At 31.5% G+C, this 18,585-nt stretch carries 19 protein-coding genes; 3 read left to right on the top strand and 16 right to left on the bottom strand.

Annotation, left to right across the window (positions count from 1 at the left end; all coding sequences use genetic code 11):
• Positions 1-122: 122 nt before the first annotated feature.
• From miaA to Q1B37_RS21050, 11 genes are all read right to left on the bottom strand, one after another.
• Positions 123-1,043, bottom strand: coding sequence for a tRNA (adenosine(37)-N6)-dimethylallyltransferase MiaA (miaA, locus tag Q1B37_RS21100; protein WP_299902203.1), 921 nt, complete (start codon positions 1,041-1,043; stop codon positions 123-125).
• The gene (locus Q1B37_RS21095; protein WP_299902200.1) at positions 1,036-1,872 is read right to left on the bottom strand and encodes an ion transporter; all 837 of its coding nucleotides are present in this window, start codon (positions 1,870-1,872) and stop codon (positions 1,036-1,038) included. Before Q1B37_RS21095 ends, miaA begins: the two co-directional genes overlap by 8 nt.
• Positions 1,873-1,903: 31 nt before the next feature.
• Positions 1,904-3,874 (bottom strand): hypothetical protein, encoded by a 1,971-nt coding sequence (locus Q1B37_RS21090; RefSeq protein WP_299902198.1) that lies wholly within the window; start codon positions 3,872-3,874, stop codon positions 1,904-1,906.
• A 46-nt stretch (positions 3,875-3,920) separates the two neighbouring features.
• Positions 3,921-5,303: an exonuclease domain-containing protein gene (locus Q1B37_RS21085; protein ID WP_299902375.1), complete on the bottom strand. Its 1,383-nt coding sequence runs from the start codon at positions 5,301-5,303 to the stop codon at positions 3,921-3,923.
• Between the two features lie 58 nt (positions 5,304-5,361).
• A complete protein-coding gene (locus Q1B37_RS21080) occupies positions 5,362-6,027 on the bottom strand; it encodes a YggS family pyridoxal phosphate-dependent enzyme (RefSeq protein WP_299902195.1) in 666 nt (221 codons plus the stop codon).
• Between the two features lie 77 nt (positions 6,028-6,104).
• Entirely contained in the window at positions 6,105-7,343 is a 1,239-nt protein-coding gene (locus tag Q1B37_RS21075; RefSeq protein WP_299902192.1) for a DUF1015 domain-containing protein, read from the bottom strand.
• A gap of 28 nt (positions 7,344-7,371) precedes the next feature.
• Positions 7,372-8,505: a TlpA disulfide reductase family protein gene (locus Q1B37_RS21070; protein ID WP_299902189.1), complete on the bottom strand. Its 1,134-nt coding sequence runs from the start codon at positions 8,503-8,505 to the stop codon at positions 7,372-7,374.
• A gap of 15 nt (positions 8,506-8,520) precedes the next feature.
• Positions 8,521-9,648, bottom strand: coding sequence for a TlpA disulfide reductase family protein (locus Q1B37_RS21065; protein WP_299902186.1), 1,128 nt, complete (start codon positions 9,646-9,648; stop codon positions 8,521-8,523).
• Between the two features lie 11 nt (positions 9,649-9,659).
• Positions 9,660-10,274: a M23 family metallopeptidase gene (locus tag Q1B37_RS21060; RefSeq protein ID WP_299902183.1), complete on the bottom strand. Its 615-nt coding sequence runs from the start codon at positions 10,272-10,274 to the stop codon at positions 9,660-9,662.
• A 34-nt stretch (positions 10,275-10,308) separates the two neighbouring features.
• Entirely contained in the window at positions 10,309-11,196 is an 888-nt protein-coding gene (locus tag Q1B37_RS21055; protein WP_299902180.1) for a 3-hydroxybutyryl-CoA dehydrogenase, read from the bottom strand.
• A 75-nt stretch (positions 11,197-11,271) separates the two neighbouring features.
• Entirely contained in the window at positions 11,272-12,237 is a 966-nt protein-coding gene (locus Q1B37_RS21050; RefSeq protein ID WP_299602406.1) for a Gfo/Idh/MocA family oxidoreductase, read from the bottom strand.
• Positions 12,238-12,381: 144 nt separating this feature from the next.
• On the opposite strand from Q1B37_RS21050, the gene Q1B37_RS21045 reads away from it, so the two are divergent.
• Positions 12,382-13,029, top strand: coding sequence for a protein-L-isoaspartate(D-aspartate) O-methyltransferase (locus Q1B37_RS21045; RefSeq protein ID WP_299602403.1), 648 nt, complete (start codon positions 12,382-12,384; stop codon positions 13,027-13,029).
• Positions 13,030-13,059: 30 nt separating this feature from the next.
• Here Q1B37_RS21045 and smpB read toward each other — a convergent pair whose 3' ends face one another.
• Complete coding sequence (gene smpB, locus Q1B37_RS21040) at positions 13,060-13,521, bottom strand: SsrA-binding protein SmpB (protein WP_299602401.1); 462 nt, start codon at positions 13,519-13,521, stop codon at positions 13,060-13,062.
• A 93-nt stretch (positions 13,522-13,614) separates the two neighbouring features.
• Entirely contained in the window at positions 13,615-13,971 is a 357-nt protein-coding gene (locus Q1B37_RS21035) for a DUF3887 domain-containing protein (RefSeq protein WP_299902177.1), read from the bottom strand.
• Positions 13,972-14,189: 218 nt separating this feature from the next.
• Here Q1B37_RS21035 and Q1B37_RS21030 point away from each other — a divergent pair, with 218 nt between their 5' ends.
• The gene (locus Q1B37_RS21030) at positions 14,190-14,942 is read left to right on the top strand and encodes a DUF6503 family protein (protein WP_299902174.1); all 753 of its coding nucleotides are present in this window, start codon (positions 14,190-14,192) and stop codon (positions 14,940-14,942) included.
• Here the strand turns inward: Q1B37_RS21030 and Q1B37_RS21025 are convergent.
• On the bottom strand, positions 14,939-15,451 hold the full coding sequence (locus tag Q1B37_RS21025) for a histidine phosphatase family protein (protein ID WP_299902171.1): 513 nt from the start codon (positions 15,449-15,451) through the stop codon (positions 14,939-14,941). The genes Q1B37_RS21030 and Q1B37_RS21025 overlap by 4 nt on opposite strands.
• Before the next feature lie 11 nt (positions 15,452-15,462).
• Complete coding sequence (locus Q1B37_RS21020) at positions 15,463-16,614, bottom strand: esterase-like activity of phytase family protein (RefSeq protein WP_299902168.1); 1,152 nt, start codon at positions 16,612-16,614, stop codon at positions 15,463-15,465.
• A 131-nt stretch (positions 16,615-16,745) separates the two neighbouring features.
• Between Q1B37_RS21020 and Q1B37_RS21015 the strand changes: the two genes are divergently transcribed.
• The gene (locus Q1B37_RS21015; RefSeq protein ID WP_299602392.1) at positions 16,746-17,024 is read left to right on the top strand and encodes a hypothetical protein; all 279 of its coding nucleotides are present in this window, start codon (positions 16,746-16,748) and stop codon (positions 17,022-17,024) included.
• Positions 17,025-17,102: 78 nt separating this feature from the next.
• Here Q1B37_RS21015 and Q1B37_RS21010 read toward each other — a convergent pair whose 3' ends face one another.
• Positions 17,103-18,377, bottom strand: a complete 1,275-nt coding sequence (locus Q1B37_RS21010) for a cellulase family glycosylhydrolase (protein WP_299902165.1) — start codon at positions 18,375-18,377, stop codon at positions 17,103-17,105.
• Positions 18,378-18,585: the final 208 nt, after the last annotated feature.

Below are 18,585 nucleotides of genomic sequence, written 5' to 3'. Positions count from 1 at the left end.
TATCTATATACTAAAACCGCTTTAGAACAAGAACTAAAGCGGTTTTTATATATCTATACATGAATAAGTATCTAATAGTTTTGTTTCAATAAAAACAATAGGTTCAATATTTTTCTTTAGTTTCAGTTGTTTTTATTTTGACTAAAATTTTGAATTGTTTCTATAATATGTTCTCTGGGTGCTACATAATCAAACCAATGTATTTCTTCATCTTTTCTAAACCAGGTGAGTTGTCTTTTGGCAAAACGTCTTGTGTTTTTTTTGATTTCAGAAATAGCAAAGTCTAAATCCCAAATACCGTCCATGTAATTAAAAATCTCCTTGTAGCCTACAGTATTAAGCGCATTGAGTTCTTTAAAAGGATATAAGCTCTTTACCTCAGTTAGCAATCCTTCTTCTACCATAATATCAACTCTTTGATTAATTCTATCATATATAGTTGGTCGTTCTGCAGTGATTCCGATTTTAATAATTTTAAAAGGCCGTTTCTTTTTTGGCTGAGTAATAAAAGAGGAATATGGTTTATTAGTACTAATGCATATTTCTAGAGCTCTCATTACTCTATGTGTATTATGAATGTCAACTTTTTCGTAATAAACAGGATCTAGTTTTTTCAACTGATTTTGTAAATAGACAATTCCTTCTTCTTTGTAGGCTCTTTGTAGTTGCTCTCTAACATCAGTTGGAACTTCAGGAAAGTTGTCTAATCCTTTGGTAACTGCATCTACATACAATCCCGATCCTCCTACTAAAATAGCATGATTGTTAGTGGCAAATAGAGATTCTAACTTGTTAATTGCGTCTTTTTCAAAATCTCCAACCGAGTAATTTTCATGAATGCTTTTGTGTTGTATAAAATGATGTTTGGCTTGTAGCAATTCTTCAGCACTGGGTACAGCGGTACCAATACGCATTTCTTTATAAAATTGTCTGCTATCTGCAGATGCAATTTCACAATTAAAATGTTTGGCTAGTTCGATACTTAAACTAGTTTTTCCAATGGCGGTAGGACCAACTACTACGATAAGAGTATTATTAATCATTGAATAAGGTGTGTCCACATTTATGACAGAATTTTGCATTGTCTAAATGATTGCTCTCTAGACAATTTGAGCAATGCTGGGTGTTTAGATTGATTGGATTCTTTTTTATTTGTTGCGTATATTCTGCACTAACAATACCCGTAGGTACTGCTATAATACCATAACCTAGAACCATAACAATAGATGCGATGAATTGACCTAATGGTGTTTCTGGTGAAATATCTCCATATCCTACTGTAGTAAGTGTTACGATACACCAATAAACACTTCTTGGTATGCTGTTAAAGCCATGCTCTGGACCTTCTACCAAATACATAACAGTTCCTAAAATTATGGCAACAATTAATACCGCAAATAAGAAAACCGATATTTTAGCTCTGCTAGCTTTTAATGCTTTTACAAGATTATTAGATTCTCCTATAAAACGAGCTAATTTCAAAATCCTAAAAACTCTTAGTAAGCGAAGCGCTCTTAGCGCTACCAACGCATGAGTACCGACAAATAGAATGGAAAGATATTTTGGAATTGTAGATAGTAAATCAATGACCCCATAAAAGCTAAAAATGTATTTTCTAGGCTTATTTATTGTAATAATTCTTAAAAAATATTCGATGGTAAATACAATTGTAATAATCCATTCTAAGATATTGAATAATGAAGCATATTTATCATTTATATACGATACACTTTCTAACATGACCAGTACAATACTGGCAAGGATGATAATAAGAATGATCAGATCAAAAGTTTTACCGGCTCTTGTGTCTGCTTCATAAATTACCTCATGTAATTGATGTTTCCAGTTTTTATTTTTGGAAGTATCCTTCAAAATTGAATGTTTTAGCGAAAATACTAAAAAATTAACTTGTTTTTTTGATGGCTATTAAGGTGTTGGTTTCCATATCTACAATTAGATTGAAGAATTCTTTTAATGCGCTATAATAATCCACTGGATAATATGATGATAATAGGATAACAGTATGACTGATGATCAATGTGTTATCTTGTAATTTGAAATCTAACCCAAGTTTTCCAGATTTTCCTGGCAACGCATAGTTCTTACTTTTAGGAATATCTACAAATTGATAATTATCAGGAACTTCTATATAGGTGATATAAGTAAGAGTATCTTTATAACCGAAGTCTACAGGATAGGTTCTCTCGTTTAATTTAAATGGATTTTCCTGAAAAAATATTCTAGTAAATGGTTTTATATAAATGATGTCATCTATCTTTTCAGGTATTTTGGTAAATTCTACTTCTTCTATAAAAGGTTTATCTAACTCATTAGCATTTTGGAGTTCTGCATTTACGATAGATAAATTTTCATCGATATCCATCATTTTTTGAACGTATTTTTCTTCGCCAACTCGATCTAAAAATTTTCTATTATTATATGCGTGATAGCCTATATAGGTATATTTTCCATTTCCCTGGATACTCAAATCTTCCGTTAATATGAGTTTTTCTCTATAATAATAGGAAGAACGTTTTTTAGGTTTAATATCTATCCAAGAACTTCCATTTTTAAAATCTAAGAGTCTACCATATTGGTTTAAACATCTAAATGGAATTTCGCCAAAGGGTAAGGTTTTTTCAGTAGCATCTAGTAAATATTTCTTTTGATCAATTTCTAATTGTACAATCAGATAGTTGAAATCAGAAAGAATAGGATGGATTTTAGTAGCATAACCATTTTCTCTCGTAGATAATAATACGGGTAACACAGTAAACCCTTGTTGTTTATAGACATTATGTAGTAAAGTATTTACTTCAGTAACATTGCCAGTTTTGGATTTAAGAATTTGTTTAATGTCTACGTCATTAAAAATTTTGTACTCCTCGTTCCAGCTATAATTATTCGTAATATATCTAAAAATGGCTTTTGCTTTTTCTAAATTTAGAGGCATATTAGCAAGTGAAACAGGAAGAACATTTTTGGTAGCTTTAATCTTTTTTAGTTGTTGTCCAATCGTTTTTTCGGTTCTTAATTCTTTGTCGACATTTTCCCAAGTTTCTGTGTATTTTTTATTGATACCATCAAAACCCTTAAATTCCTTTAATTCGTACTCTATTCTGGAAAAGTAATTTTTTTTGGCAGTCATAAATTTTTCCTTTTTGAAAGCCGGAATATTTTTCATCACATATCTACTATGCGCACAATCAGCAACTCTTCCATATCCAATATCAAAACAGCCCTTTTTTATTGAGTTATCCTCTGTATCTAATGGTTGTGTACCCACTAATCTTATATTATATACATAGTTGCCCGGCAAGTCTGCTACGTATTCGCTATGCAACTTGGGAATATCGTCCTGAAAATCCCATCCATTAAAATTAAAAGTGAATGGCGATTCTGTTTGATATGAATAGGTGAGAACAGAGCCTGGTTTTATATTTGGGAAGGTGAATTTTACAAGCGTATAGTGTTCATTGTATTTTTCTGTATATATTTTGTCTTCTTCTAGTTTCGTTTTTACTATTTTATCATCTTCTAAATTATAAGTGTATGCTACAAGATCTCTAAAGACTTCTTTTTTACTTTTATTATTATACAGTAATATTTCGAAAATACTACTATCAAACCCTTCTTGATTTAAAATCTTTATTTTTCCACTATAATCGGTTAATAAGCCATAGTTTCCGCTATTTTCGATTCTACTATATCCTTTTTCATATATATAGAATGCATTAGCCGTTGTGTCTTTTTTATATATAGTTCCTTTAAGATCAGCTTTACTAACAATTAAATTTTTCGAGTTGTAATTTTCTTGAGAGGTACAGAAAAATGAAGATAATAGAATAGTAGTAATCAAAAATGATCGAAACATAATGGTACTTTTATATATAGTAGCTTGTTTTAAAGAAATGTTACCCTTAGGAGTTACTTTTATTTTTATCCAAAGGGACAACTTTCAGTCTTTTATGTTGTCTTGTGTAACTCTGGATAATATGCTGAGCATCTCTATCATGCTCCATGGGAGTGATTATAGATTTTAGAATATTGATATTATTAATTTGATGATTAAGATTAAAATAACCAATACCCATAAATTTACCTTTTTCAATCAAAATAACACTCTGTTCATCAATATCACGACCTCTATCAATAATTATCATGTTTTTATTTCTAAAAGTATGTTTGAATATTAGTTCTCTCACTCTGTCGTTGTAGGTGTCTATTGATTCTTCTTGGATGCAAGCTCCATTACATTTTTGCGTTGTATTTTTAAAACACTTTTCATTATTATTGTCAAGATCCAGGTACCGTAAGCATAAATTATATTCTTCTGCCCAGCGATACATAAATGATTTTGCCTGCTGTCTATTGGTAAAAGTGGTAATACTCTTTTTACGACGATCTACCTTTTTTACCTGAAGATTTAAATACCCATTTTCGTCCGTAAATTCATAAAGCGCCTGATTGAATTTAGTTCGTTTAAACGTTCTATTGTATTTGGGTTTGTTACGTTTTATTTCCTCATTTTCTTTTAATAGGGCAACCAATTCACTACCTGTAATTTCATAAGTTACATTGATAACTTCTTCCTGAATCTTTCTTGATTTTCTGTTTTCATTGGTAAAATGTTGTGTAACACGCTTTTTTATATTCTTACTTTTACCGATGTATATGATTCCTCCATCTTTGCGATGTATATAATATACACCAGTTGCAGAAGGTAAGTTTTCTATAAGTCGAAGTAATTTATCATTTACCTTTTTCTTAGTATCTAGTTTTACCGTTTCTTTTAGTATTGTTTTTTCAACATCTTTAGAAAGTAATAATTTAAAGAGTTTTACGGTTGCTTGTGCATCTCCTGTGGCTCTGTGTCGGTCAGAAATAGCTATGCCCAAACTTCTAACTAATTTACCCAAACTATATGATTTTTGATCGGGAATAAGTTTTTGAGAAAGCTCTACAGTACATAAAGATTGACGTTCGTATTCATAACCAAGTCTATCAAATTCAGTTCTTAATACTCTGTAATCAAAAGAGGCATTATGTGCTACGATAATACAATCAGTTGTAATCTCTACGATTCTTTTGGCAACTTCATAAAACTTTGGTGCATTACGTAGCATTTTATTGTTAATACCAGTAAGATTTACAACAAATGGTTGAATAGGTTTTTCTGGATTAATAAGGCTTATAAACTGATCTACAACTTTATGCCCGTCGAATTTATAAATCGCAATTTCTGTAATTCCTTCTTCATTATATTTTCCTCCTGTAGTTTCTATATCTAAAATCGCGTACATCATACGTTACTGGGTGGGGTAGTATAAGTTTATCTAATAATGACCTAAAATAGTGTTTTTAAATTGAATAGTTTCTTGCTCCAAAAATAGAGCTTCCAATCCTTACCATAGTGCTGCCGCAATCCATGGCAATTTTATAATCACCACTCATACCAATTGATAAAGTATCAAATTCTGTAAATGTAGTTTTTAGTTGTTTAAAAAGTACCTGAATTTTATCGAACTCGTTTTTAATTTGATTAGAATCATCAGTAAAAGTTGCCATTCCCATAAGACCTTTAATTTTTACGTTTCTTAGTTTTTGTACTTCTTCAGATTTTAAGAGGTCTATCGCATCGTTTTCACTTAATCCAAATTTACTCTCTTCTTCAGCGATTTTAATTTGTAGTAAGCAATTGATTTTTCGATTATGTTTAAGTGCTTGTTTATTGATTTCTTTTAAAAGTTTTAAGCTATCTACTGCATGGATAGTATCCACATAAGGAGCCATATATTTCACCTTATTCGTCTGAACATGACCAATCATATGCCACAAAATATCTTTTGGCATTTCTTCCCATTTTTGGGTCATTTCCTGAATTTTGTTTTCTCCAAAAATACGTTGCCCAGCATTATAGGCCTCCATAAGATTAGGAATAGGTTTTGTCTTAGATATTGCCACAAGAGTTACTCCACTAGGAAGTGTATTTTCAATGTGCTTTAAGTTTTGCGCAATAGAATTCATAAGCCGTAAATATACCTAAATTTAGAGAAATGAGAGGTTGTATTTAGTTTTAGTAAATAGTAAATAATAATTACAAATTAGAATTCATAAATAGTAATTCCACTTCGTAATTTGGGCTCAATGTAAGTGCTTTTTGGAGGCATCTTTAAACCTTGATCCGCAATTTTTTTCATTTGATCTACGGTGGCAGGAAATAAACCAAAACCAACTTCAAACTCTCCTTGATCTACTTTACTTTTTACGTATACAATATCGTTTTTACCATGAGAATATTCTATTCGGGTATCGGTTCTAAGATCTTTAATACCTAATACTGGTTCTAGTACAGTCTTAAATAATACTTGTGCATCCAATTCTGCCAGAGCATCTGTAAATTCGTAAATGGTTTTTCTAAGATATAAAGAATAGAACTCGCCATCTAGGTACATACTAAAGTGATGAGGTTTAGAAGGTTTGTATACTTCTATTCCTCTGTTTTCTATTCTAAACCATTCATCTAACCGTATCAAAAACTCTTCTTTAGACAGTCCGTTTAGATCTTTGACTAATCTATTAAACTCATAAATTTTTAAGTCAGATTCCGGAATTAAGTAACTCATGAAAAAGTTATAGGGTTCTATACCTTTATGTTCTTGGTTTTCTTTGGAAAGATCTTTTGCCAGTAGGTAAGATGAGGCCGATCTATGATGTCCGTCTGCGATATAGATGGTTTTCATACCCTCGAATGCAGATTTTAGTTGCTCGATGTTGGTTGGATCAGCTACTTTCCATAGATAATGAGTATCTCTGTATGTAGTAGTAAATTCATATTCAGCTCTTTCCTGAATCACTTTTTCAATGATACTTGTGATATCATCATTATCTGGATATGTTAGTAATACAGGTTCTGCATTAAACCCTACTGTTTTTAGGTACTGTTTAAAAGTACTTTCTCTATCGGCTAAGGTATCTTCATGCTTCTTAATGATATCATTTTCATAGTCTGTAGCACTGGCAGCTGCAATAATTCCTGAAAAAGACTCTTGTTCTCGATTTACAATCTTATATACATAATAACATGGCGTATTATCTTGTATAAAAATCTCATCTTCCTTGAATTCTAAATACCGATTACGTACTAATTTATAACGTTCTTCTCCAGAAATCTCTTTATGATATTTGTAACCTGGATTCACAATATGAAGAAAAGAGTAGGGGTTGTAGTCCATTCTCGAATCTCTTTCTTCTGGAGTATAACTTTGATAGGAGCGAGAGGCAATCAGACTTACCTTATCTCTAGTCGGTCTTACGGCTCTGAAAGGATGAATTTTTGCCATTTATAGATGTGTTATGATAGATTTTAGTTTATTCAGTGAATAACTCTTTTAATTTGTTTTCTAGGGCATTTCCTCTTAATGTTTTTGCGACGATTATTCCTTGTTCGTCAATAAGGAAGTTATCAGGTATTCCATTGATTCCATATGTTAAAGCAATATCACTTTTGAAGCCTTTTAGGTCAACTCCTTGTTTCCAAGGAAGAGAATCTTTTTTAATTGCATCAATCCAATTTTTCTTATCGTTATCGATGGATACTCCAATGATTTCGAAACCTTTGTCTTTATAAGTACTATATGTTTTTATAAGATTAGGGTTTTCTTTTCTACATGGATAGCACCATGAAGCCCAGAATTCTATCAAAGCATATTTTGATTTTCCATCTGAAATTTTTATCGATTTTCCATTTATATCTACTAACTCAAAGTCAATAAATTTTTCTCCAATTTTTGGTACTTCAGGAAGTGAAATAAAATGTTTTATAGATTTTCCATAATGGGATGCCTTTAATTCTTCTGATAGAGGCTCAAACAACGTTTTGGTAGTTGCTTTTCCCCAGTTAGAAGCATAGCCATCTAGTCTTGATATGCTTACATATGAATTTGGATGATCCTTTATAAATTTAATATTGATATTTTTTATTTCTTCGAATAAAGTGTTTTGTCTTTTAACTAGAGAATCACGCTCATATTTGGTTAGGTTCTGGTTTTCGAATAATTTATGTACCTGAGTAATCTCATCAAAAATACTATCAATCGGCTTTTTTAACAACAAGCTTTCTTCCTGAATTTTTCCTCCTCTTATTATGGTGTTCGAAAAATCATTTTTATTAGATTTAATCTCAATTGTCTTATTCTCTATCCAAAATGAAATAGATTTTCCATTTTTTAATCTTATGTTTCTTTTAGAAGGTTCATCTACGGATCCAGTAAACTCGAATTTTTCTGATATCACTAATGCGGAATCTTTTACTGTATTATGTTCATGAAGATAAACCCACGTACTATCAGGTATGTTTTTCAGGTTTCCGATAATTTGATAACCATTAGTTTCGGTATTAGTATGGATATCATCCGTTTGTTCGTTTTGTTGCTTTTGTTTACAAGAAAAAAAAGTAAATGTAACAGCAGAAAGTCCAATAAAAAAGTACTTTTTAAAATTCATTTTTTAAAATTTAAATTATTGAAACAACTCTTTTAATTTGTTTTCTAGGGCATTTCCTCTTAATGTTTTTGCGACGATTATTCCTTGTTCGTCCATAAGGAAGTTATCAGGTATTCCATTAACACCATAAATTTGAGCTACTTCAGTTTTACTTCCTTTCATATCTCCAACATTCATCCATGGTAAATTGCCTTTTTCAATGGCTTTAAGCCAATGTTTTTTGTTAGTATCTAGTGAGACTCCAATGATTTCAAACCCTTTTTCTTTATAGGTGTTATATGTTTTTACTAGTTTCGGATTATCTTCGATACAAGGCCCACACCAAGAAGCCCAAAACTCTACAAGGACATATTTTCCTTTTATATCTGATAATTTTACGAGCTCTCCAGAAGTATTAGGTAGTTCAAAATCAATGTATTTTTCTCCTGTTTTTGGTGTTTCGGGAAGTGATAAAAATTTATTAATGGTTAGACCATTTTTTGATTTTTTCATCCTGTCAGATAAGTTGTTATATAATTCAGAAACTACTTGTTTGTCCCAAGTGGTGTTATAAATATATAATGAATGCACACTAACATAAGAGTCTGGAAATTCTCTAATAAAATCTTTACTAATCTGTTCCGATTTTGCTAAAAGTTTACTTTGAGCCTTTGCTATCGAATCATGGGTTTCATTAGATATATTTTTTGCATAGCGATACTTTTTTTCTATCCAATCTAACCCCTTACTTACACTATCCATTCTTTGGTTAAAGATATCACTATCTTTTTGAGCTTTTCCACCAACAATTGCTGAGTTTTTAAGATCTCCTTTTTTACCTGTGACCGTTATGTTTACATTTTCGGCCCACATGTAAAAATATTCTCGATTCGTTTTACCAACCATCATGAAAAACGAGGAAGGTTCATCTACAAATCCCGTAAATTCGAATTTTTCTCCTATAATCTGCGTGGAATCTACGATTTTATTGTCTTTATTAATATAAATCCAAGTGCTATCAGGTATGTTTTTCAGGTTTCCAACAATTTGATAACCTTCAGTTTCAGTATTGAAGTCATCTGTTTGTTCGTTTTGTTGCTTTTGTTTACAAGAAAAAACAATAAATACTAATGCAGACATTACAAGAAAATAAGATCTTTTCATGGGTGGTTGTTTTAATGTTCGTTAATAAATTTGGTAGGATCTAAATATCCCTCTGTATTGTCAGAATATCCTGGACCGATGTCCATAAAGATATCATCTCTAATCTCTAAGTGCAAATGTGCTAAATAAGTTCCATCTGCATTACCAATGGTTCCAATTAGTTTCCCCTTTTTTACAAAATCTCCTTTACTAATTTTTATAGACTCGCAATGCGCATATACGGATTCGTAGTATGTACCTTTATATTTATGGATAACGCGAATTACATTTCCCCATCCGCCACCAATATTTGCCGCAAATGATACATATCCATTACCAATCGAATATATGGGATCCCCAAGATCCGAATTACCACCACCAACACCATTCCAGTCATCACCTAAATGATAATTTACTTGAAATCCTTGTGCATTATAATATCCTTTAGCACTAGGCTTCCCAACAGGGAAATCAAAGCTTTTGGCAATGAATTCTGGATGCTTTGCGAAAATAGAATCATATTTATGGAATTTGTTTTGCGATCCTTTGGTAGTATTTCTACCATCCGAAAATTCTCTTGTATGGGGAATATCTTTAAACAAAAAAATACTTGCCAAAATGAAAGTTGTGTATAAAATAGTTTTCATTGACAAGTATTTTTATATGAATTGATACTATATCTTATACGAATTGTTTAGCTACTTTTTCAGCTTTTCGGCTTTCTGAGTAATCATAAAAACCTTCTCCACTTTTTACTCCTAATTTACCAGCCATTACCATATTAACTAATAATGGGCAAGGTGCATATTTAGGATTTTTAAATCCATCATACATTACATTTAGAATGGATAGACATACATCCAATCCGATAAAATCTGCTAATTGTAACGGACCCATCGGGTGTGCCATACCTAATTTCATTACGGTATCAATTTCTGATACTCCAGCAACACCATTGTATAATGTCTCTATAGACTCATTGATCATTGGCATTAGAATTCTGTTAGCTACAAATCCTGGATAATCATTTACTTCTACAGGTACTTTACCTAAAGTTTTTGACATTTCCATAATAGTATTGGTCACTTCATCAGAAGTATTGTAACCTCTAATGATTTCTACTAATTTCATTATCGGAACAGGATTCATAAAATGCATTCCGATTACCATGTCGGGTCTTTTAGTAACCGCAGCAATCTGAGTAATAGAAATTGAAGATGTATTGGTCGCTAATATTGTATCTTCTGGGCAAGCTTCACTTAATTCTCTGAAGATATTTAGTTTTAACTCTACATTTTCGGTAGCAGCTTCTACTACAAGTCCAGCATATTCTACTCCTTCTCTTATATTAGTGTAAGTAGAAATGTTTCCAAGAGTAGCTTCTTTATCCGCTTCAGAAATTTTTTCTTTAGCGATCATTCTATCTAGATTCTTTGTGATTGTTGCCAATCCTTTATCCAATGACTGTTGAGAGATGTCTATTAATTGAACTTTAAAACCTTTTTGTGCAAAAGTATGGGCAATTCCATTTCCCATTGTTCCCGCACCGATTACTGCTACGTTTTTCATGTATTATAGTTATAATTATTCACTAATAACTAGTGAATGAGATGTTTGTTTATGCTTTTTCTTATGAATTGATGTTTAGTGCTTGAAACACTCAATTATTTTTAATGCTACTTCTAATGCTTTTTTACCTTGAGTAAGGGAAACAATAGGTGTTGTGTCATTTTGTATAGCTTCGGCAAATGTGTCTAATTCGTCTAATATGGCGTTATTAGAAGGAATTTCAGGGTTATCAAAGTAAATTTGCTTTTTAACACCTTCTGCATTTTGCAAAATCATATCAAAATCTCCAGGATTCTCTGGAGCATCTTTCATTTTTACTACTTCACATTTCTTTTCAAAGAAGTCCACGGAGATATAAGCATCTTTCTGAAAGAATCTTGCTTTTCTCATATTCTTAAGAGAAATACGACTAGCCGTGAGGTTGGCTACACAACCGTTTTCAAATTCTATTCTAGCATTGGCAATATCAGGTGTTTCACTAATTACAGATACACCGCTTGCGCTAATATGTTTTACTTCAGAATGAACGACACTTAGAATTGCGTCAATATCATGAATCATAAGATCTAAAACCACAGGTACATCTGTTCCTCTAGGATTAAACTCTGCAAGTCTATGCGCTTCGATAAACATAGGATTAACTATTTTATCAGCAACAGCGGTATAGGCAGGATTAAAACGTTCTACATGTCCAACTTGTCCTTTGACATTATGAGCTTTTGCTAATGCAATAAGCTTCTCAGCTTCTTCTACGGTATTAGTTATTGGTTTTTCTATAAAAACATGTTTTCCTGCTTCTATAGCTTTTTTGGCAACATCGAAATGAGCAAAAGTAGGTGTTACGATATCTACTACATCTACAGCCTCTATTAATTCTTCGACAGAGTTAAAAAGTGTATAACCAAATTCCTCGGAAATTGATTTTGCTTGTTTTTCACTGGAATCGTAGAAACCAGCGAGTTCGTAATTTTCGGATTGTTTTAGGAGACGTAAATGGATTTTACCTAAGTGTCCTGCGCCAAGTACTCCGGCTTTGAGCATAATTAAAGATTTTACACAAAAATAGTATTATTTATAAATTCTAAATCTTAATTCTATCTAAAATAAAAAATATTCATTTTAATGATAAGTTTCTTCTTTATTCTTTAAAATCTTTATGTAATTTTAGCCTGTTAATCTACCCTAATGAAATCTAAAGATACGTTAAAACACGCTGGAAAGAGAAAGCAACTAGTTGATATATTAGTTGGTAAAGGCATTAAAGATACATCCGTTTTGGAAGCAATTAATACTATTCCTAGACATTTGTTTATGGATTCTAGTTTTGATGATCATGCTTATCAGGATAAAGCTTTTCCTATTGGAGCAGATCAAACGATATCACAACCTTATACGGTTGCATTTCAATCGGAACTATTACAGGTAGAACGAGGAGATAAAGTACTGGAGATAGGAACCGGATCGGGCTATCAGACAGCTGTATTATGTGAGCTAGGATGTAAAGTATATAGTATAGAAAGACAGCAAGAATTGTTTAAAAAGACGAAGCTGTTTTTACCTAAATTGGGATATAGACCGAAACATTTGTCTTTTGGGGATGGTTATAAAGGATTAGAAGAATTTGCGCCTTACAAAGGGATTATAGTTACTGCTGGTGCTCCTTATGTTCCAAAACCATTATTAGCTCAATTAGAAATAGGAGGTAGGTTAGTTATTCCTGTAGGTAATGATCCGCAAATAATGACTTTGTTTATCCGAAAAAGTGATACCAAATTTGAGAAACATGAGTTTGGAGAATTCCGCTTTGTACCTTTATTAGAAAATAAAAATTAATAATTTGTATAAAGTTTCTGTGGTAGAAGGCTACTTGTAATTCTTTTTTATTCGATCCAGCGCGCGTTTATTGTCTCTATCTTTAATTGTTTCTCTCTTATCGTATAGTTTTTTACCTCTGGCGAGTACAATATCAAGTTTAGCTAGTCCTCTATCATTAATGAACAGTCGCGTGGGGATAATGGTGAGTCCTGAATTTTTAACTTCTTTTTCGAGCTTTTTTAATTCTTGTTTATTTAATAATAATTTGCGTTCACTTTTTGGATTATGATTAAAATAAGTAGCATGAGAATACTCTTCTATATGCATGTTGATTACAAAAAGTTCTCCTCCGTTATGAAACTCACAGAAACTTTCAGCAATACCAGCTTTACCTTCTCTAATTGCTTTTATTTCTGTTCCTGCTAATTTGATTCCAGCAGTATATTTATCCAAAAATTCATATTCGAATTTGGCCTTTCTGTTTAGTATATTGATTTTATTTTTGTTCATATGGTAATGCAGAATGTTTGCAAAGAGTACAAAAATACAAAAGCTTTCTATATAGAAAGCTTTGTAAATTATAATATATGATTAGAATCTTTTTTAAGGTTCTTGAAATTGTATCGTTGCTATTTTTCCGTCAGGATTTAATTTTAACTCCATAACCAAACTAATATTATCAAAAGCAGCTGTGTAACTATTAATACCTTCTGCAGATTCTATAAAAGTTACTGTATTTAAATTTCCAAATTGCGAATGACATCCTTTAATAAAACGAGTAACTCCTTCTTTGGTCATTTCCTCTTGCATTTCGGTAGCGTACAAATCAAAAACAGCATCTATATTTTGGGCATTGAAATTTTCCTGAAAAGCCTTTGTAGCTTTTTCATAAACAGCGGAATCTTGCGCTAGTATTGGCTGGATAGCAAATCCAACCAAAAAAAGTAATAAATATTTCATAATGTTCATAGATTTTAGGCACTGCAAATTAATTATCTTTTTGAAGATTTAAAAAAAAATAAACTTAAAATTAGGTATTGTTATGAAAGTTTTACTTTCAAGAATAGACTTAGGAGATATTAGTTTTGCAACTTTCTAATCATATATTAGTTTAACAAAACTCTTACAAATTTGAAATTGGTAAAAAGTATTTTAGCACAATAATAAATCAAGATTTTATGAAGAAGTTCATGCTATTTACAATGGTATTGTTTTTAATGTCTTTTGATATTCTAGTAGATCAATATTCTGCGCAAGAGATTATTGATAAAACAATAAGTGCAGCTGGAGGAGCTAAATTTGATGCCGTTAAAATACGTTTCAATTTTAGAGATAAAGAATATATAAGTACAAGAGATCATGGGAATTATCTTCTGGAACGAAAGATCTTTGGTAAAGAAGGAATAGTTCATGATATTGTTGCGAACGATGGTTTGACCAGATCTGTAGAAAACTGTGTTGTTAACGTTGCAGATTCATTAATCACCAAAATTAGCGATGGGGTAAATTCGGTTCATTATTTTGCTAATTTACCCTATGGATTAAATGCTCCAGCTGTGAATAAGGAGTTAGTGGGTGAATCAAAAATTAATAATCTTCCCTATCATAAAATTAAAGTAACTTTTGATCAAGAAGGAGGAGGAACAGATTTTGAAGATGAGTTTTTATATTGGATTCATAAAGAAAAGTTCACTGTAGACTATCTCGCTTATAAATATGCCGTTGATGGAGGTGGAATACGTTTCAGACAGGCATATAACGATAGATTTATTAAAAATATTCGTTTTGTGGATTACAACAATTACAAAACAGATGATATGTCAACTCCCTTATCGGATTTAGATGTACTTTTTGAAAAGGGAGCGTTAAAACTATTGTCCAAAATAGAACTCAAAGACATTTATGTATATGATGAAAATAATTTATTCTAATCGAAATTAAGCATCATATCTGTTATCACATCTTTTTGTAAAGAAATGATAAATAGTTTGTTGTAATCTTTTTCATCTATACTGCTATATTTTTTCTGTCCAATGATTTTATTAACAAATGTTGGAGTTGAATTGCTATGTCCTACAATTACTGTTGTTTTTCCTCGCGTTTTTTGCTTAAAAGTTTCGTCATACGATTTCTTCGGATTGTATAATGCAATTTCTATATTTCTGTCCTTCGCTATTGGAGCAGCTGTCTGTAGTGTTCTTTTGTAATCTGTACTATAGACCATATCGATATGGATATCTTTTAAAATTTTTACCAATCTATTAGCTCTTGAAATACCTTCTTCGGTTAAATCAGGGTTTTTGTTCTCTGGATTACTTAGATCTTTTTCTGCATGCCTTACCAAGATATAGGTAGTCGTTGATGCTTCTTTATCGGTTTCTTGACTGTATCCGTGCAGAGAAAATAAACAAAAGATAAAGATTGTTATATTGAGTTTCATAAGTTAGAATATTATGGTTTAACAAGTTCCAGTAAGATTAATTGATTTATTTGTTTTGAAACGGGACTAAAATTATTATCCGCCACTAAAATTAATGATTGATTTCCGTTTTCTAAAATGGGTCCGAGTGTTATACCTTCGATATTATCCAAAATATTATTGGTTAATTGTGATCTAACGGTTTCAAAATCAAAAAGTAGTTCTTTTTTCGCTACCTTATATTCTTTATTTTGTAGCGTATCGAAAGGTAAAGTATTCGTGGTGTGTTCAATATTTGCAAGATATATTTTCACCGTATTTCCTTGTGTTCCATATCCTTCAGAATATGCTCGTTCTATTACAATAAATTCATTTTGGGATAATTGTAGGAGACAAGTAATTCCATTTACCCCAAAATTGCCTTTAGGATCTTTTGTTAATTTATCCAAAGGATACGTAAACTGAAAATCTGCTTGATTTGTCTTCGTACTAAAATGAGTAATTCTAACAGGAGCTCCGGAATGATTAAAAGTAGGTTCTTTACCATCCAATTCTAAAGGAAGTTCCATTGCTGCCCAATATCCATCATTTGTAATATCTGCAGCTAGTCCCTCAAAAACACCATTATGTCTAGGTTTATTTCTAGAATTTGTGTCCGTTAAAAAGTATGTAGGTAATGAAAAGCTTTCTGAGTAATTCCCATATGGGTCTGTAATAAAAATAGAAGGATTATAGTCGTTCTTAATAGAACCTTCACTAGCGAATATTAGCTTGTTTTTCCCAAAAGTTCGGATAGCTTCTAAATCGATTATGTTATTATTTAAAAATTGACGTATTGTGTCTTTTAGTTCTACAACTTCATTTATTTCCACCGAATTAAATTGATTGTTATCTAATAGAATAGAAGCCTTGTAATATCTAGGTTTTTTTGCATCATCACATACGAGGTAATAAAATTTATCATCTTTGCTATAATCGATACCCGATAATCCCCCTATTTTGGATTCGTTAAAAATGGTATCGTTATAAATTACATATTCGTCTAAGTAATTAATTAAGATTTTATTTTTATTAGAGTTCTTATTCGTGTTTTTGCAAGAAACTAGAAAAAAAAATATAGAAATAAATATGCTGAGTAATTTTAGTTTGGAGTGCATAATAGTAATGATATCAAGGGTATCCAAAAATACTATTTATATGTTTAGTTGTGATAGCATTTTTGATGAAATTGAATAGAGTTAAGAAAAATTGTTTTAGAGATACTTACTAGTAGTACGAAACAAGATATTTGTATCATAACTTTAAAAAAACAATGATGAAAAAAACAATCTTTACCTTATTATTAGTTGGATCTTTTTGTATTTCTTGTGATGGAGATGATGTCGAAGACGCAGCTTGTGATGTAGCAGAAGACGCTTTACAACTATCTGTAGAAGCTGCTATAGAAGCATATGAAGCAGATCAGAATGAAACAACTTGTCAAGCTATAAAGGATACAGTAGAGGAGTATAGAGATTTAGAATGTACTAGTGAACTGGCATATGCAGATGAATTGGCACTTTTGCCTTTGGATTGTGCTAATGCTGGAAATTAGAGATTTTTTTTAGTGTGATAAATTAAAAGACCTTTCAATTATAAAACTGAAAGGTCTTTTTTTGCGTTATGGTACTCTTTAAATCTTTATAAATTTTGTAGTGGCACTGCTATTATTGCCATTCACTTGTAAAATATATTTACCAGTTGTTAAAGTGGTAATATCTATTTGTGGATTATCTTGATTAACATCTCTCGAGAGTACAGACCTTCCATTCATATCAAAAACTGTAATGTCATCGATGATAGTAGAAGAGTTAATAGATAGGATGTTTTTTACAGGATTTTGTTGCAATGATAGTTTCTCTGATCCAATTACGAAATCATCTGTACTTAGTGTTTGTGCTCTAGAAAGAATGTGATTTCTTATAAACGTTCCAGATGTAGTTAAGTTACCATTAAGAAGTCCTTGTAATCCTTGATTTGGGCTTACTACACACGAATCTTCATTTTTATGTGATACCGTCCAGTTTACGTAACTAATGTTATTTTGAATCATAAAGTCGATCCATATTTGAGATTCTTGAGGATTATAACCACCATCTCCACTAGCATCCGTAGTTCCCCATTCGGTTACAAATAAAGCAATACCATCATTCATAGCTGCTAAGGCACGATCTCGTAAAAATTGTTTATGTGTATTAGCGTAGAAGTGCAGTGTATAGGCTAAATTAGGATCTCCCGTTATTGGATTCGCGGCAGCTTGATCTACATCCTGAGACCAAGTTGGACTACCAACAATAATAAGGTTATCAGGATCTTTGGATCTAATACCAGCGATCACTTCTTGCGCATAACTTTTTACATCATTCCAAGATTGACCAATAGGTTCATTATAAATTTCATAAATCACATGATCATTAGATCCATATAATTCTGCCATTTCAGTAAAAAAAGCAACTGCTTCATCTGTATATACTTCTGCTGCATGTGTATGCCAATCGATAATTACATACACTCCTTTGGCGATAGCAGCATCGATCACTGTTCTTATTTTGGCTTTTTGAGCAGCGGTATTGTCAATATATCCGGTACCTCCATCCCAGGTTTCTTTTACTCCAAGTGCAGCCCTTATAATTGGACTTTGCCAGTCATCTGCAAGATGATTAACCGTTTGACTATTATAAAAATCTCCTCCATCTCCGGCATTACTCCAAAAAAGACTCATACCAGCTAGACTTATTTTATCACCGTTTTCTGCAGTAACATGACTTCCATTGACTTGTAGTCTTCCATATCTTTCTACGGGAGTTTGAGCAATAGTGTAATTAAAAAAGGAAAATAAAAATAAAGTGCAGGTAATTAGAAAAAATGATTTTTTTGATGTTTTTAAGTGTGTAAAGTTTAGTTTCATGATGTGTGTTTGAGACGTTATTAAAACTGGTTAACAATATCTCCACATAACGAACTTAATCTTCATTTAGTATAGAATATCTGTGATTTAGTAAAAAGGAATATGTTTTATAGATATAAAACTAAATACATCAATTAAAATTGAAATCGGCCTGATTTAATTTCTTAAATAACAATAAGCACTAAAAGTCGTATTTCTGGAGTATCTA

Origin of the sequence: uncultured Aquimarina sp. (assembly GCF_947492965.1) — a bacterium.
Classification (GTDB): Bacteria; Bacteroidota; Bacteroidia; order Flavobacteriales; family Flavobacteriaceae; genus Aquimarina.
The sequence above is the reverse complement of the archived record's forward strand: the minus strand, read 5'-3'. Positions and strand labels throughout refer to the sequence as shown.

Coding starts and splice junctions, on each gene's coding strand:
- Q1B37_RS21030 (WP_299902174.1), top strand. CDS start 14,190: ATGAAGAAGTTCATGCTATTTACAATGGTATTGTTTTTAATGTCTTTT.
- Q1B37_RS21060 (WP_299902183.1), bottom strand. CDS start 10,274: ATGAAAACTATTTTATACACAACTTTCATTTTGGCAAGTATTTTTTTG.
- Q1B37_RS21015 (WP_299602392.1), top strand. CDS start 16,746: ATGAAAAAAACAATCTTTACCTTATTATTAGTTGGATCTTTTTGTATT.
- smpB (WP_299602401.1), bottom strand. CDS start 13,521: ATGAACAAAAATAAAATCAATATACTAAACAGAAAGGCCAAATTCGAA.
- Q1B37_RS21070 (WP_299902189.1), bottom strand. CDS start 8,505: ATGAATTTTAAAAAGTACTTTTTTATTGGACTTTCTGCTGTTACATTT.
- Q1B37_RS21035 (WP_299902177.1), bottom strand. CDS start 13,971: ATGAAATATTTATTACTTTTTTTGGTTGGATTTGCTATCCAGCCAATA.
- Q1B37_RS21065 (WP_299902186.1), bottom strand. CDS start 9,648: ATGAAAAGATCTTATTTTCTTGTAATGTCTGCATTAGTATTTATTGTT.
- Q1B37_RS21090 (WP_299902198.1), bottom strand. CDS start 3,874: ATGTTTCGATCATTTTTGATTACTACTATTCTATTATCTTCATTTTTC.
- Q1B37_RS21080 (WP_299902195.1), bottom strand. CDS start 6,027: ATGAATTCTATTGCGCAAAACTTAAAGCACATTGAAAATACACTTCCT.
- Q1B37_RS21025 (WP_299902171.1), bottom strand. CDS start 15,451: ATGAAACTCAATATAACAATCTTTATCTTTTGTTTATTTTCTCTGCAC.
- Q1B37_RS21075 (WP_299902192.1), bottom strand. CDS start 7,343: ATGGCAAAAATTCATCCTTTCAGAGCCGTAAGACCGACTAGAGATAAG.
- miaA (WP_299902203.1), bottom strand. CDS start 1,043: ATGATTAATAATACTCTTATCGTAGTAGTTGGTCCTACCGCCATTGGA.
- Q1B37_RS21085 (WP_299902375.1), bottom strand. CDS start 5,303: ATGTACGCGATTTTAGATATAGAAACTACAGGAGGAAAATATAATGAA.
- Q1B37_RS21055 (WP_299902180.1), bottom strand. CDS start 11,196: ATGAAAAACGTAGCAGTAATCGGTGCGGGAACAATGGGAAATGGAATT.
- Q1B37_RS21050 (WP_299602406.1), bottom strand. CDS start 12,237: ATGCTCAAAGCCGGAGTACTTGGCGCAGGACACTTAGGTAAAATCCAT.
- Q1B37_RS21045 (WP_299602403.1), top strand. CDS start 12,382: ATGAAATCTAAAGATACGTTAAAACACGCTGGAAAGAGAAAGCAACTA.
- Q1B37_RS21010 (WP_299902165.1), bottom strand. CDS start 18,377: ATGAAACTAAACTTTACACACTTAAAAACATCAAAAAAATCATTTTTT.